The organism is Bacillus sp. FSL W8-0640 (assembly GCF_038007725.1).
Lineage (GTDB): Bacteria > Bacillota > Bacilli > Bacillales > Bacillaceae_G > Bacillus_A > Bacillus_A cereus.
On record NZ_JBBOXT010000001.1, the window covers coordinates 2,499,933 to 2,515,545 of the forward strand.

A 15,613-nucleotide genomic window follows, 5' to 3' on the forward strand; every position below is an offset into this window, starting at 1 on the left:
TTCTTTTCTTATTTTAATTGAAAAATAAAATTTGTTCGAATAATTATTCTACAGCTATATACCTACACTAGCTTTCTTCGTATAATGGAGAAGTATGAATTTTAGATTTGTATTAATTTTACATATTGAGGTGAAAAAGGAATGAATTCGCGGCTAATGGAACTTATTGATGTGAGTACAATAGAAACCATGGCAGAACAATTTTATAAATTAACTAATATATCACATCAACTTCTTGATGCTGAAAAAGAATGTGTTTTTTCATTCGGAATGAATGAGATAAAAAAGAGTAAACTTCCAAAGATTGAAATCCCCATTTTCTTATACAATCAACATTTAGGATCTTTTGTTGTATGGTCCAAAAAAAGTGAAATTTTCAGTTGTCAAAAATACTTTGAAATGCTCTCAAGTTTAATTTTAGATGGCGCAATAAAAGTATTTCAAAGTAAAAGTACAACGTTGCTTTCTCGGAAAGAGGAGGAACTACATACGATTTTACAAAACATGCCTGTTATGGTCGATGCGCTTGATTATAATGGAGATTTTGTTTTGTGGAATCGAGAATGTGAAATTGTAACAGGTTATACCGCTGAAGAAATAATTGGAAATCCAAATGCACTGCAATTATTGTATCCTGATTATAATTATCGCCATCAAATACAAAAGAAATTTTTAACTTGTGGAAAAAATTTCAGAGATTGGGAAATGCACTTAACATGTAAAAATGGTGAAATCAAAACAATAATGTGGTCGAATATATCAGAACAGTTTCCTGTAACAGGATATAGTTATTGGGCTGTTGGTGTAGATATTACACATTTAAAAGCGATAGAAGAGCAGTTAAAACAACAAACATCTGAACTGGAATTAATTTTTAAAGCTTTACCAGATTTATGTTTCTTAACAGAAGATGATGGCACGATTATAGATTACAAGGCAGGATCTCCTACAAAGTTTTACGTACCCGCAGAAGCTTTTATGGGAAAAAAGTTTTACGAAGTATTACCATCTTCAGTAGCACAGCAGTTTCAGGAAGCCATTAATCAAGTGAAGGAAAAAGGAACGAATGTAATTGTAGAATATCCACTCACACTTAATGGAAGTATTGATTTCTTTGAGGCTAGGTGCTTACCATTATTACATGATAAAATTATGATTATTGTACGCGATATTACAGAGAGAAAAAAGACAGAAGAATTGCTAAATAAATCAGATACGCTTGCAGCAATTGGTCAATTAGCAGCTGGCGTGGCTCATGAAGTAAGAAATCCTTTAACTGTAATTAAAGGTTTTATACAGTTATTTCAAATTAATAAAGAAGATCAAGAAAAATATTTTGATCTTATGCTCTCTGAAATTGAAAGGATAGAAGCGATCCTGCAAGAATTTCTGGCAATTGCTAAAACAGATGAGATAAATACAGAAAAGAAAAATATTTATCAAATTTTTAAAAATGTCGTATCGTTAATGAATACAAAAGCAATTATGACAAATATTCAAGTTGAACTATTTACGGATGACAAAGATATAATTATTGAATGCTCAGAAAATCAATTGAAACAAGTATTTATTAATATTTTGCAAAATTCAATCGAAGCTATGCCAAATGGTGGGGAAATTTCAATTCACATAAAAGAAATAAATGATGATGGTGTCATCATTCATGTAATAGATGAAGGAATAGGAATACCTGAAGAAAGAATTAAGAGATTAGGTGAACCTTTTTATAGTACGAAAGAAAAAGGGACTGGTATTGGATTAATGTTAAGTTATAAAATTATTGAAAGTCATCAAGGGACAATTAGTATCATGAGCGAGGTTGGTGTCGGGACAACAGTAACTATTTACTTACCGAAAGTACTAAGTAAACAATCTCTTTCTAATTGTGACGACAAATGTATAGCAATACGCACTAGTAGTAATTCTTAAATCAATTAATACCCAATAACAAAGCGATTAGTGAAAACTAAGCTTTTTGTTATTGGGTATTTTTTATATTTAATTTAGTAAACTTTACCTTTTCTTTACCTTTGTTTTAATTTCTATTAAGTTTTAAACATTATATTAATATTTGTACAAAGCAATGTATAGAAATTGTACATTACTTTTAATATAGAAATGTGATTATTATTTGAAATATTGTAAGGAGGAGATTATGACAAGGTGAAAAAGCAAGAGAAGAAAAGTGGTAGAGTAGTACCTCTCCGGTTAAATATTTTATTCCTTTGTGTATTTTTATTATTCTCTGGCATTATTATTCAGTTAGGGAAAGTGCAAATTTTTGATGGAGAAACATATAAAAATGAATTAGAGAAGAGAGAAAATGCAACCGTGGGCCTTTCTGTACCACGTGGGAAAATATTTGATCGTGAAGGAAATCCAGTAGTTGATAATAAGTCTTTACGTACGATTACATATACAAAGGTGAAAGGTGTAAAACAAGAAGAAATATTAAAATCAGCAAGACAACTTGCAGATATTATTGAAATGCCACAAGAAGATATAGATAAGTTAACTGAGACTGATAAGAAAGACTTTTGGATGCAATTGAATCCAGAACTGGCTCAAGACTTAGTATCAAAAAAAGAAATAGATAAGTTCCGAGATAAGGATATTACCGGAAAAGAGCTAGACAAAAAAATAGAAGATTTAAAAAGGAAACGCGTTACAGATAAAAATCTTCAAGAACTAACGGCTAAAGATATAGAAGTGTTAGCTATTAAAAGTAAAATGACCTCAGGTTTTCAAATGGCACCTCAAATTATTAAAAAGGACGTTAGTGAACAGGAATATGCGGTGATTAGTGAAAATTTAGCGAACCTTCCAGGAGTAGACGCATCAGTTGATTGGGAGAGAATCTATGTAAATGATGGATTATTCCGTTCTGTCCTTGGTAACGTTTCAAATGCTGATGAAGGATTGCCACGTGAACGATTAGATTATTATTTAGTGCGTGATTATAGCCGAAATGATAGGGTCGGCAAAAGTTATATCGAACAGCAATACGAAGATGTACTTCATGGTACAAAAAAAGAAGTAAGAAGCATTGCTGATAAACAAGGAAATACTATTAGAACGGAAACGGTTTCGGAAGGAAAAAGCGGTAAAAATTTAACTTTAACAATAGATATGGAATTGCAAAAAAAAGTAGAGGAGAGCATAGAAAAAATATTAAAACAATATAAAGGATCAGAATCAATGTTAGACCGTGCTTTCGTAGTGATGATGAATCCTAAAAATGGCCAAGTATTATCAATGGCTGGGAAAAGGCTTGTAGAAAAAGACGGGAAAATGGAAGTAGAAGATTATGCTTTAGGCACGCTGACAAGTTCATATGAGCTTGGATCAACGGTTAAAGGTGCGACAGTGTTAACAGGGTTTGAAACAAATGCAATAACTCCTGGAACACATTTTTATGATGCACCTATGAAGTTTAAAGGAACTAAGGAAAAGAAGTCTTGGAAAAATTTTGGTGATATAGACGATCTAAGAGCGTTACAAGTTTCTTCAAACGTTTATATGTTTAATATAGCATTAAAAATTGCTGGCGTGGATTATGTAAAAAATAGTTCACTAGATATTAAACAAGAATATTTTGATAAAATGAGGTATTATTTCAGGCAATTTGGACTAGGTGTACAAACTGGTATTGATTTACCAAATGAAACTGCAGGGCAAATTGGAAAAAAAGATAATCAGCCTGGTTTCTTATTAGATTATTCTATTGGGCAATATGATACGTATACACCACTTCAGCTTGCACAATATATTTCGACTATCGCAAATGGAGGATATCGAATGAAACCACAAATTGTTCAAGAGATTAGAGAACAAACCGTTCAAAAAGATGAGGTTGGTAAAGTAGTACAATCAATAGAACCCGTTGTTTTAAATAGAATCGATATGAAACAAGAATATATTAATCAAGTAAAAGAAGGATTTAGAAAAGTATTTCAAGAAGGAGATGGAACAGGAGTAAGAGCGTTCCAAAAAGCACCATATAAACCAGCTGGTAAAACAGGGACCGCACAAACTGTATATGGTGGAGAAAATGCAATTGGGCGAAATGCGAAAGGCGATCGTAGAGAATGTTATAACTTAACATTAGCTGGATATGCGCCATATGATGATCCAGAAGTAGCATTTTCTGTTGTAGTACCGTGGGTTGAAAATGATAAATCGGGCATTAACTCCGATATTGGAAAAGAAGTTTTAGATGCTTATTTTGATTTGAAAAATAAGCGGTTAACTGGTGAAGCGCCAAAAACAGATGCCTCTAAAGAGAATTAAAATGTACGAAACGTCTCTAGCATTCCTGTAAACTAGAGGCGTTTTTATCTGGGGATAGATTAGAAATGAGGTATATATGAAGCTGTTTATTCTAAAATATTGGAGGAACATATGTAGCTACATATTAATTATAATAGGGGTTATTTTTATTAATAAGTCCTTTTTATTTTGTATGGTAGAAGGAATTTCGATGCAACCTACTTTGAATGAAAAAGATTATATACTTGTTAATAAGGTAAATGTCTGTTTATCGTCTTTTCATCATGGAGATGTTGTCATTATAAAAAAAGAAGACGAGCCTACTTACTATGTGAAACGAATTATTGGATTATCGGGGGATAATATACAACTAAAAAAGGATGAGGTATTTATTAACGGTAAAAAGCGTGATGAGTCGTATATACATTTAGATATGTCACAAGTATCCAATCGTTTTTCAAATTTTAGAGAAATAAAAGTTCCTACGCATAAATTATTTGTGTTAGGTGATAATCGTAATCATAGTAAAGATAGTAGGAATACACTTGGACTTATTGATGAGTCAAATATAATAGGTAAAGTAGAAATGGTATTTTATCCATTTGATCATATAAAATGGATAAAATAATTCTATTAACTATTCACGTTTTATAAAATCAATCATATATTAATAGCATAGGACAAGCAGAAAAGCTTGTTCTAACCTCACAGAACACTCCTTATCATGGTTAGGCATCTACATAGGTAGATGCTTTTTTTATGTTGATGACTGAAAATTATTTATCAATATAATGTAGCAAGCATATTAGGACTATTAGGGGAAGATTACTTGTACAAATAACAGTATGCTTAATTAAAACAATGAAATGTAAGGAGTGAGGAATAAGTGCTAAATATTTTAGTGGTTAATTTTCCAGCAGAGGGACATGTAAACCCTACATTAAATTTAGTAAAAGCTTTTACTAAACGAGGGGATAACGTACATTATATTACAACGGCAAACTTTAAGGATAGAATTGAAGATTTAGGAGCTACTGTACATATTCATCCGGATCTATTAAAAGAGATTTCTATTGATGCTGAAACCTCATCTGGGTTAAATGCTTTCTTTCATGTGCATGTTCAAACTTCTTTATATATATTAGAAATTACGAAACAATTATGTGAAAGTATAAATTTTGATTTCGTAATTTATGATATATTTGGCGCAGGAGAGTTAGTAAAGGAGTATTTACAAGTTCCAGGTGTAGTGTCCTCACCTATATTTTTAATTCCGCCAGAATTTTTGAAGACATTACCTTTTCATCCAAATGCAGATATGCCATTCCAACCAGAGGAAATCTCTGAAAAATTACTAAATCAGATGGAACATAAATTTGGAGTAAAACCAAAGAATAATCTTCAATTTATGAATAATAAGGGTGATGTTTGTCTCGTATACACAAGTCGCTATTTCCAACCTAATAACGAATCGTTCGGAGAAAATAACATTTTTATTGGACCGAGTATTTCAAAGCGTAAAACAAATATAAAGTTTCCACTGGAATCACTTAAAGAAAAGAAAGTTATTTATATTTCAATGGGAACACTGCTTGAAGGACTCGAACCATTCTTTAATACTTGTATTGATACTTTTTCAGATTTTGATGGGATAGTTGTAATGGCAATTGGTGATAGAAATGATATTTCTAAAATTAAGAAAGCACCAGATAATTTTATAATTGCTCCATACGTACCTCAATCAGAAATATTAAATGAAGCAGATGTTTTTATTACACATGGCGGTATGAATAGCGTACACGATGCCATTCATTATAATGTCCCATTTGTAATAATACCGCATGATAAAGACCAGCCAATGATAGCGCAAAGATTAACTGAGCTTGAAGCGGCACATAGACTATTGAAAGAACATGTTAATGTGCACACTTTAAAAGAGGCCGTAACAGATGTTCTTTCAAATGAAAAGTATAAACATGGTATAAGAAAACTTAATGATAGCTTTTTAGAATGTGGTGGTTCAAAAGAAGCAATTGCAGTTATTGAATCTCTTTTAAATAAAGTAAAACTTTAATCGGTAGGGATTTTACTACCCATAAATAGCGGGATAAATAGTCGTAACTGTATACAAGCATAGAGGTTCTCACCTTTATGCTTGTATATTCTTATCCAGCAAATTGCACAGCAGTATTTGCGTGTAAAAAAGCAGTATCAAAAACGGGAACAGTAAGATCATTTTGGGAGATAAGTAAAGGTATTTCAGTACAGCCTAATAATATACCTTCAGCGCCGTTTTGAATTAATGATTTTGTAATTTGCAATAACTTTTCTTTAGATGTTTCTGAAATGATCCCTCTACTTAATTCATCTAATATGACATGGTGGATAAAGGTTCTTTCCTCTTCATTTGGGATAATTGTCTCAATGTTATATTTCGCTAATCGTGATTTATAGAAATCTTGCTCCATCGTTTGTTTTGTTCCTAATAGTCCGATACGTTTTATACTCTGTTCTACTATTTCTTTAGCACTTACATCACCAATGTGAAGAAGCGGGATAGATATTGCTTGTTCTACTTCCTCGGCAAATAGATGTACGGTATTTGAACACATTAATAAACATTCAGCCCCAGATTTTTCAACTTTCTTTGCAACTGTAACTAGTTCATTTTTCACTTCTTCGTATTGATGATTTTGTAATAAAGTAGTTACTTCACCAAAGTCCATACTATATAAAACTAACTTTGCATTTTGATCGTATTGAGAGAGTGTAAGTGTATTAATATGTTTATAGTATAATGATGTAGATTCCCAACTTAATCCTCCAATCAAACCAATAACTTTCATAATGCATTCCTCCCGAAACGATTTTGAATTTATTATTTCATAATTCCGATAAGAATACAATGATTTAAATGATCTATTTAACAAAAAAATAAAAATAGTAAGAAAAGTGTTGAAATTTACATTCTTTAGTGCCATAATACGAATTACAAATTAATACTTATCCAGAGAGGTGGAGGGAACGGCCCTAAGAAACCTCAGCAACCCCTATGCAATTTTATAGGAAGGTGCTAATTCCGCAGAGGACACGATGTGTTTTTTGAAAGATAAGAGGATTCTTGAACGTGAAAGAAAATGACCTCTTATGTAAGAGGTCATTTTTTTGTTGTATAGAAAGGGAGTGTCGATGCATAATTCATTTTTAAATTAAATATAGAGTAATAAAAGTTGACTAATATGAGAGGGGAATTGTCATGAACAAATTATCAACAAAGTTAGTAGTAGCAATCGGTATTGGAGCAGCATTATACGGGATATTAGGACTTTGGGGATTTTCTATTGCACCGAATACATTTATTAAACCAGCATTAGCTATATTAACTGTTTTTGGAGCATTATTTGGTCCAGTGGCAGGACTGTTAATCGGACTTATCGGTCATACCGTAACAGATACGATTGCTGGCTGGGGTATTTGGTGGGGCTGGGTTATTAGTTCAGGTATTATTGGTTTTTCAATGGGGCTTATTCAAAAAAGAGTTGGTTTTAGTGTGAAAAACGGGTCATTTAACAAGGGGGATATTTCTTATTTAGCAATTACTGGGCTAGTTGGTATTGTCATTGCTATTATATTTGCTGGGGCATTCGATATTATTGTGATGGGAGAACCATTTGACAAAATTGTTATACAAGTATTAGGAGCAACAATTTCCGATGTCATCGTTTTCTTAGTACTTGGATTGCCACTTACAATTGGTTTGGCGAAATCCAATAAGAAACATACACATTTAAAAATTGAAAAGTAGGGATGTTAACATGCAACCAATTATTTCGTTTGAACAATTCACCTTTCAATATGGGTATGCTGTGCAGCCTACTTTAAGTGATATTACCTTTCATATATACCCTGGGGAAAAAGTGCTAATTGCTGGACGAAGTGGCTCAGGAAAGTCGACATTAGCTCATTGTATAAATGGGCTAATCCCATTTTCTTACGAAGGGAATAGTACAGGTAACGTTTTAATTGCCGGTAAAGACCCGAGGGAAGGAAGTATTTTTGAACAAAGTAAACAGGTAGGAACAATTTTGCAAGATCAAGATGCTCAATTTATTGGTCTGACAGTAGAAGAAGATGTAGCTTTTTATTTAGAAAATGAATGTGTAAAGCAAGATGACATGAAAAAGATTGTTTCGGACTCATTAAGAAAGGTGAAGATGCATACGTTTCATAAACAAAGTCCACATGAATTATCAGGAGGTCAAAAGCAAACAGTTTCTCTAGCGGGTTTATTAACAACAAATGCGGATATATTATTGTTCGATGAACCGTTAGCTAATTTAGATCCACTAAGCGCCTTACATACGATAAAACTTATGAAAGATATACATGAACAATATAATAAAACGATTGTTATTATCGAACATAGAATAGAAGAAATTTTAAACCTGGATTTAGACAAAGTTATATTAATTGATGAAGGTAAAGTCATTGCGATAGGAACACCAAAAGAAATCTTAGCGTCAAATATATTACCACGTATCGGCTTAAGAGAGCCTATTTACATCGAAGCATTAAAGAGATTACATTTTGATAGTAATAATGACGTAATATATCCAATGGAAAACCTTCAAAAAGAAAAGGTAAGCAATGTTATAAAAGAGTGGATGGAGAAACAAGTCATATTAAAAGGGAATACTAAAAACAAGGAATTACTTAAAGTGGAGAATTTATCATTTTCATACTCTAATAAACAAAAAGTATTAGAAAATGTAAACCTTTCAATATATGAAGGAGAAATTGTGGCACTGTTAGGACATAATGGAGCAGGGAAATCAACATTAGCTCATAGTCTTATAGGCATAAACAAAATGAAAAATGGGAAAATCTTGTTAAAAGGTGAAGATATTAGTTCTTGGTCTATTCGTAAACGTGGGGAAATCATATCTTACGTGATGCAAAATCCAAATCATATGATTACACAGCCTACTGTTTTTGAAGAAGTTTCATTTACATTAACATTACATAATTTTTCTAAGGAAGAAATTAAGAATAGAGTAGAAGGAACTTTAAAAATTTGTGGTTTATATCCATTTCGTAATTGGCCAATTCAAGCACTAAGCTATGGGCAAAAAAAGAGATTAACAATCGCATCTGTATTAACAACAAATCCTAAACTTATCATATTAGATGAACCGACAGCGGGACAAGATTATTATCACTATAAACAATTTATGGCTTTTATTAAAAACCTAGCTAAAAAGGGAATTTCATTTGTTTTTATCACTCACGATATGAATCTCGCGCTAGAATATACAGACCGTGCAGTAGTTCTACATGAAGGGAAAATTATTGCGGATAATACAGTGTTTGATGTATTAGGCGATCAAGAAACGTTACAAAGAGCCAACTTAAGAGAGAGTTCTTTAACCAAGCTTGTTAAATTTAGTGGGATTGCATGTCCAGAAAAATTTATGGAGCTTTATTTAGACAGTAATAGGAGGGAGGAAGGTGCATAGTACATATTTTCATCGTATGGATGGGGTAGTGAAATTGTTTTTATTTATTTTTTGTATGACGCTTACTTTTTTGTTTTTTGATTTTCGGGTGTTGCTAATATTATTTATTATTGGGTGTATCGGGCTCAGCATTGCTAAAATTCCATTTCGTAAAATTTTAATTGTTTTTAGTGTCATATTTACATTTAGTTTATTAAACTCTGTCATGATTTTATTGATTACACCAACTCATGGATCTGAATTAACTGAATCATATACCGCGTTTTTACATGTCGGATATGCAACGATTACATATGAAACATTATTTTATGCAGCTACACTTTCATTAAAGTATTTTACGTTATTACCATTTACACTTCTTTTTATTTACACGACAGATCCAAGTGAATTTGTAAGTAACTTAAGTAAACTTGGTATTCATTATAAGATTACTTATGCAATAAATATTGCACTACGTTATATTCCTGACATCCAGTCTGAGTATAAAATTATTAAACACGCGCAAGAAGCGAGAGGAGTGGCTTTTGAAAAAGGAGAAGCAAGTTTATGGGTTCGTATGAAGAACCGTGTTTTAATTTTCTGGCCACTAATCATTCATTCTCTAGAAAGAATAGATACGGTTTCAAATGCAATGGATTTAAGAGGATTTGGAAAGAAGGATAAACGTACATGGTTTTATACAAGTAAGGCGAAACGTGAAGATTTCATCGCTTTATTTGCCGGTATTTTCATATTTATTGTTGCGGTATATTTAAAATTAAACGTATTTCAAAACTTTTGGTATCCATTTTAAAGCACTCTTTAAACGAGTGCTTTTACTTATTTTTATGTAGACATGCTCAAAAAAGGGATATACACATAATGTATAATACGAACCAGTTAAAATGATCAACTACCTATTAGTTTTCAAACCAAAAGGAGGAGAAAATATGAGTTACGGTGGTTCTTGTGGTTTTGGTGGAGGTTTCGCTTTATTAGTTGTGTTATTCATTCTATTAATAATTGTAGGATGCAGCTGCTGGGGCGGAGGATACTAATTTTTAATTAGTCTTCACAAATGTAAACTAAAAAACATTGAAGATACTTATGTATCGAAACAAATAAAAAAGGAGCGACTATGCTCCTTTTTTATTTGTTTTAATGCGTATTCTTACTATATTTCGGGAACGTAATCGTTAAAGTCGTTCCTTTACTAACGATACTTCTGATTTTTAAACTTCCATGCATCGTCTCAATAATCTTAACAGCAACCATTGTACCTAAACCGGTTCCTTTTGTTTTTGTACTAAAATACGGTTCACCGAATCGATGTATTTGCTCCTGTGACATTCCAACTCCGCTATCTTCAATTCGTATTTCAACTTTACTATTATTGATAGATGAGGAAATATTTAAGGTACCACCATTAGGCATTGCTTCAATACTGTTTTTGATTAAGTTTAAAAAACATTGTTGAAAGTGCTGTTTATTACCAACAATGGTTGCCTCAGAAAAATCCTGTGTAATATGTATCGTATTCATATTACACAATGGCAATATCATATTAATAACTCGATTTAACTCTTGTTTTACTGAAATTTGATCTAGTTTTTCTGGAGCAGGTTTGGCAAACGTTAAGTAATCATCGATAATTTCTTGGGCACGATTTAACTCTTCAAGTATATGTTTAATATATTCGTCTCTTGATTCAGGAGTTAAATTTTGTGTTTTTAAAAGCTGTGTAAATCCTTTTACAACCGTTAAGGGATTCCTTACTTCGTGCGATATACTTGCAGCGAGTTGGCTAACAATCTCCATTTTTTCCATTTTAATTAATTTTGGGCGCATTAATACAGCATCTTTAATAACTTCATTTATATAAACAATAAATAACATTAAAGTAGTCGGTAATACCATGAAATAAATAATATACAAATTATTCACTTCAAAATCTGATAAGGTTAATACAATTAAAGTTGTAAATATTGCTAGGAAAAAGGTTAAAAACATGGAAAAAGCTACTTTAAGTTTTCTATTATATGTATTAAATTTTGAAGATGCGAGTGCTGTAACGATGAACATTATTCCGTAAACAACAACTGTCAGCATGTTAAAGCCATAAAATAAAAATCTCGTAATTAATAAAATTGTAAACAATATGATACCGACAGGGAATCCACCATAAAGCGTACCTATTATGACCGGAATTTGTCTTAAATCATGAATACAACTTTCATCCATATAGATAGGGTATCGCATACATAAAATAAGCGGGATACTAGAACAAAGGGTAATCAGTAGTATTTTATATTTCTTTAAATAGTGCCGGCTATCATATATGAAATAAAAAACAAATATACTACATAAAATGTATAGAAGATTATTTAATACGTTTTGATTAATATAAACAAAGTCCATAATATTTGCCTCGTTATTCTGAATTTACTTAACATATGTATTATACATAATAACATATGTTAAAGTGAATAAACCTTGTTAATACAAGATTAGTTTGGCTTTTTGTTATAAAATGCAAACATTCTACAAACGTTAGCTATCCAAGGATATTTTTACCAAAATTTTTTACTCCTTCTTCCTGCATGTTCGGTAAAACATGAGAATAAATCCTAAGAGTTAATGAAATGTCTGTATGACCTAATCTCTCACTGATAATTTTAGGATTAACTCCTTGTTTCAATAGTATAGTTGCGTGTGGATGTCTTAAATTACGAGTTTTAATTTTTTTCACTGCTGCATTTTTTATTTCCTTATAAAACTTTTCCCTGAAAGCATTTCTGCATAACCCCCCACCTGATTTATTACAATTAATTAAATCTAAATCTTGATAAGCAGAACTGATTGGTAATAAGAAACGTTTACATGAGATTCTAAATAAATATAAAAATACTAAAGGAAAGTAAGGTATGAAAAAACAGGTGTTTCAAGAAAAGTGGACGAGCTAGGTCGTGTAGTAATTCTAGTAAGAGTTTATTTGGGAAGTGGCTTTTAAAACGGATGTTGTTGAGTACATGTGGTAGTAAAAGGTAGATGGACATATGAACAAAGTAGAAATTGATGTTAGTAGCAACAAACTTTTAATAGTTTAGGACGAAAATGTAACAGTAGTCAATCCACCAATGAGCGGATTTGGTGAGCAAGTTGCGGTTTAGATAAAGGGTAAGGTTGATTGTGTAGATACTAAGTTTACTGAAAAGATAAAATGATTATTTTTAGAAAGATACCCAGACGGATTTAGTCGAGAAGCTAGTCAAAATCGCGTAGATGTGAAGTGAAAATCGTAAAAAAAGAGTCATGAGTGGAAAGGCTCATAGCTCTTTGTATAAGGGTAATGGTTTTATAGGTAAATATTATTATTAAATTCTAAAAAATTCAATGTTAGTAAATTAATTGGTATGTGATTTGGGTTTTATAGAAAGAGAGCAGCTAACAACAGCTAGCTGCTCTGCAGGTTCTGTAAGACAAAACAGAAAAGAATATTAACAGAATATAAAGGTTTATCCTGGTTGTTTGAACGTAGTTAAAGAAAGAATATCACATACTATCAATGTTAATAAAAACTATCTGTGGCTTTCACTTCTTTATTTTATTCACAAATAGTTCCAGTAGCTATTCCGGTTGGAGCGACACCTACTGGGACATTAGTGATAACAGTATTCGTAGCAATATCAATAACGGAAACAGTATTACTAGCTTGATTTGTAACATATGCTCGAGTGCCATCAGGTATGATGGTTACTTGATCAGGGGATAAACCAACAGAAATTGTATCAATCACAGTATTTGTCGCCACATTTATTACCGATACATTATTGCTAACTTTATTTACAACGTAAATAAGGTTTCCACCCGGTGTAATATCTATGCCAACAGGTTCGGTACCTACGTTAATTGTATTAATAACTGCATTGGTAGCGGTGTTAATAACAGAAACCGTATTGCTGTTTTGATTCGTGACATACGCACGAGTACCATCTAGTGTAAACACGATTATTCTAGGACGAATACCAACAGGGATGGTAGCAATAACTGTGTTGGTAGCAGTATTAATGACAGAAATTGTGTTGCTTAATTCGTTTGCAACATATGCAAAGGCACCATTTGGGGAAACAGTAATCCCTTGTGGAGCGATGCCAACAGGAATAGTATTAATAACTGTGTTTGTTGCCGCATTAATGACAGAAACCGTATTATTACCATGATTTCCAACATAAACAGTTGTGTTATTTGGAGAAACAGCTACACCTATTGGATTAGTTCCAACAGGAATGGTAGCGATAACAGTATTCGTAGCAGTATCAATAACGGAAACGGTATTAGAAAAAATATTAGTAACATAAGCACGAGCTCCATTTGGTGAAACTGTTACTTCAAGTGGTGCATTACCTACAGTAATTGTATCAACTACTATATTTGTTCCGGTGTTAATTACAGATACTGTATCATTTGTAGGGTCATCTATGAGTCCTGCATTTGTAGCATATACTAGGAAATTACATGTAGGTCCGGTTGGCCCGGTAGGTCCGGTCGGTCCAGTAGGCCCCGGTGGACAATCACAATCTCCAGTAGGTCCTGGTGGTCCTTCAGGTCCTTGAATACCTTGCACACCTTGAGGTCCAGTAGGTCCCGGTGGTCCTTCCGGCCCTTGAATACCTGACACACCTTGAGGTCCAGTGGTTCCCGGTGGTCCTTCCGGCCCTTGAATACCTGGCACACCCTGAGGTCCAGTGGATCCTTCCGGCCCTTCAGGTCCTTGAATTCCTTGTACACCTTGAGGTCCAGTGGGTCCCGGTGGTCCGGGAATTCCCATTCCGGTCCCTGAACCAGTAGGTCCCGGTGGTCCCGGAGGCCCTTGAATCCCTTGTACGCCTTGAAGTCCTTGAGGTCCCGGTGGTCCTTCCGGCCCCTGAATCCCTGGCACGCCTTGAGGTCCTTCCGGTCCTTCCGGCCCTTCCGGTCCCTGAATCCCTGGCACACCTTGAGGTCCTTCCGGTCCTTCTGGTCCTTCCGGCCCCTGAATTCCTTGCACACCTTGAGAACCCTGAGCGCCTCTAGGTCCAGGAAATCCTCTAGGTCCAGTGGCTCCAGTCGGCCCCGGTATTCCGATGTTACTTAATAGCGAACTATTTAAGATTCCTTGTAAAATTAAGTTGAATGTTTGCTGTAATAAGGGGTCCGATATATTTGAACAACTTATAAGTGAAGACAAGCTTTGGAATAGAAATTGGAATAATGCTGAGATTTGAGTGAGGGATGCAGTAGGTAAGGAATTAATTAATTGATTTATAGTTCTTATAACTAAATTTCTATTTGGTGTATTTGGTTGTACTGTTATTAATAAATCATTTAATGCCTGTAATGCTGATTGGAGTATTTGTATAGTTGTTGGATTTGGTGTTGTGAAAAAAGAAAGGATGGCTTGATTTAATTGATTTATTATTTGTAATAATTCTTGTTGTTGAGAATTCGAGAAAAAAACAGGTGTACAGCAATTACTTTGATCACAAGCGGATATAGAAATAAAGCAGGGTTGCTGAAATTTATCACACGAATTTTTGGAATTTGATTTTCGATTATATCTCATAAATACCTCCTTTTAAAAATTGAATATTAAGTAATTTTCGGCAAATTATTAGCAACTGAGTTTGTAGGTATATGTTTAATGTGAAATGTTTTTTCCTTCAAAGTATATGCCAATAAAATAGAGGTGTTCATATGGGATATATAACCAATACTTGGTTGTTAGGAGGATGTTGTAATCATAGGAAAGAAAATGAAGGTTACAAAGTTTATAGGCAAGCGATTGTATTTTAAAAAAGCGTTATTGTAAT

General features: G+C 33.0%; 11 protein-coding genes, 2 pseudogenes and 1 riboswitch. Of the genes and pseudogenes, 9 read left to right on the forward strand and 4 right to left on the reverse strand.

Going from position 1 to position 15,613, the window contains the following annotated elements:
• Positions 1–141: 141 nt before the first annotated feature.
• The 4 genes from N2V80_RS12935 (at position 142) to N2V80_RS12950 (ending at position 6,343) form a co-directional block, all read left to right on the forward strand.
• Positions 142–1,929, forward strand: a complete 1,788-nt coding sequence (locus N2V80_RS12935) for a PAS domain-containing sensor histidine kinase (RefSeq protein WP_016110062.1) — start codon at positions 142–144, stop codon at positions 1,927–1,929.
• 234 nt (positions 1,930–2,163) lie between these two features.
• On the forward strand, positions 2,164–4,290 hold the full coding sequence (locus N2V80_RS12940; protein WP_000743767.1) for a peptidoglycan D,D-transpeptidase FtsI family protein: 2,127 nt from the start codon (positions 2,164–2,166) through the stop codon (positions 4,288–4,290).
• Between the two features lie 76 nt (positions 4,291–4,366).
• Positions 4,367–4,897: a signal peptidase I gene (gene lepB / locus N2V80_RS12945; protein WP_000765192.1), complete on the forward strand. Its 531-nt coding sequence runs from the start codon at positions 4,367–4,369 to the stop codon at positions 4,895–4,897.
• A 258-nt stretch (positions 4,898–5,155) separates the two neighbouring features.
• Positions 5,156–6,343, forward strand: a complete 1,188-nt coding sequence (locus tag N2V80_RS12950; RefSeq protein ID WP_000932165.1) for a macrolide family glycosyltransferase — start codon at positions 5,156–5,158, stop codon at positions 6,341–6,343.
• Positions 6,344–6,434: 91 nt separating this feature from the next.
• Here the strand turns inward: N2V80_RS12950 and N2V80_RS12955 are convergent, their stop codons facing one another.
• Positions 6,435–7,115, reverse strand: a complete 681-nt coding sequence (locus tag N2V80_RS12955) for an aspartate/glutamate racemase family protein (RefSeq protein ID WP_000864392.1) — start codon at positions 7,113–7,115, stop codon at positions 6,435–6,437.
• A gap of 154 nt (positions 7,116–7,269) precedes the next feature.
• Positions 7,270–7,385: riboswitch (SAM riboswitch) on the forward strand.
• 140 nt (positions 7,386–7,525) lie between these two features.
• On the opposite strand from N2V80_RS12955, the gene N2V80_RS12960 reads away from it, so the two are divergent.
• The 4 genes from N2V80_RS12960 to N2V80_RS12975 all read left to right on the forward strand — a co-directional run bounded on the left by N2V80_RS12960 (position 7,526) and on the right by N2V80_RS12975 (position 10,822).
• Positions 7,526–8,074 carry an ECF-type riboflavin transporter substrate-binding protein gene (locus N2V80_RS12960; RefSeq protein WP_001038210.1) on the forward strand — a complete coding sequence of 183 codons (549 nt, stop codon included), beginning with the start codon at positions 7,526–7,528 and terminating at the stop codon, positions 8,072–8,074.
• 10 nt (positions 8,075–8,084) lie between these two features.
• Positions 8,085–9,785 (forward strand): ABC transporter ATP-binding protein, encoded by a 1,701-nt coding sequence (locus N2V80_RS12965; protein WP_061655860.1) that lies wholly within the window; start codon positions 8,085–8,087, stop codon positions 9,783–9,785.
• Positions 9,778–10,578, forward strand: coding sequence for an energy-coupling factor transporter transmembrane component T family protein (locus N2V80_RS12970; RefSeq protein WP_000556377.1), 801 nt, complete (start codon positions 9,778–9,780; stop codon positions 10,576–10,578). The genes N2V80_RS12965 and N2V80_RS12970 overlap by 8 nt, the downstream gene beginning before the upstream one ends.
• Positions 10,579–10,714: 136 nt before the next feature.
• The gene (locus tag N2V80_RS12975; protein ID WP_000120182.1) at positions 10,715–10,822 is read left to right on the forward strand and encodes a YjcZ family sporulation protein; all 108 of its coding nucleotides are present in this window, start codon (positions 10,715–10,717) and stop codon (positions 10,820–10,822) included.
• Between the two features lie 100 nt (positions 10,823–10,922).
• On the opposite strand, the gene N2V80_RS12980 is transcribed toward N2V80_RS12975, so the two are convergent.
• Entirely contained in the window at positions 10,923–12,182 is a 1,260-nt protein-coding gene (locus N2V80_RS12980) for a LytS/YhcK type 5TM receptor domain-containing protein (protein WP_061655859.1), read from the reverse strand.
• 136 nt (positions 12,183–12,318) lie between these two features.
• Positions 12,319–12,624, reverse strand: a pseudogene (locus N2V80_RS12985) (tyrosine-type recombinase/integrase); the annotation flags it as partial.
• Between the two features lie 196 nt (positions 12,625–12,820).
• On the opposite strand from N2V80_RS12985, the pseudogene N2V80_RS12990 reads away from it, so the two are divergent.
• A pseudogene (locus N2V80_RS12990) lies at positions 12,821–12,934 on the forward strand (DUF3954 domain-containing protein).
• Positions 12,935–13,368: 434 nt separating this feature from the next.
• On the opposite strand, the gene N2V80_RS12995 reads toward N2V80_RS12990, so the two are convergent.
• Positions 13,369–15,366: a YVTN family beta-propeller repeat protein gene (locus N2V80_RS12995; protein ID WP_061655857.1), complete on the reverse strand. Its 1,998-nt coding sequence runs from the start codon at positions 15,364–15,366 to the stop codon at positions 13,369–13,371.
• Between the last annotated feature and the right edge of the window lie 247 nt (positions 15,367–15,613).

Excerpts from the sequence above, each read along its gene's own strand:
- N2V80_RS12935 (WP_016110062.1), top strand. The coding sequence starts at position 142 with ATGAATTCGCGGCTAATGGAACTTATTGATGTGAGTACAATAGAAACC.
- lepB (WP_000765192.1), top strand. The coding sequence starts at position 4,367 with ATGAAGCTGTTTATTCTAAAATATTGGAGGAACATATGTAGCTACATA.
- N2V80_RS12955 (WP_000864392.1), bottom strand. The coding sequence starts at position 7,115 with ATGAAAGTTATTGGTTTGATTGGAGGATTAAGTTGGGAATCTACATCA.
- N2V80_RS12960 (WP_001038210.1), top strand. The coding sequence starts at position 7,526 with ATGAACAAATTATCAACAAAGTTAGTAGTAGCAATCGGTATTGGAGCA.
- N2V80_RS12965 (WP_061655860.1), top strand. The coding sequence starts at position 8,085 with ATGCAACCAATTATTTCGTTTGAACAATTCACCTTTCAATATGGGTAT.
- N2V80_RS12975 (WP_000120182.1), top strand. The coding sequence starts at position 10,715 with ATGAGTTACGGTGGTTCTTGTGGTTTTGGTGGAGGTTTCGCTTTATTA.
- N2V80_RS12980 (WP_061655859.1), bottom strand. The coding sequence starts at position 12,182 with ATGGACTTTGTTTATATTAATCAAAACGTATTAAATAATCTTCTATAC.
- N2V80_RS12995 (WP_061655857.1), bottom strand. The coding sequence starts at position 15,366 with ATGAGATATAATCGAAAATCAAATTCCAAAAATTCGTGTGATAAATTT.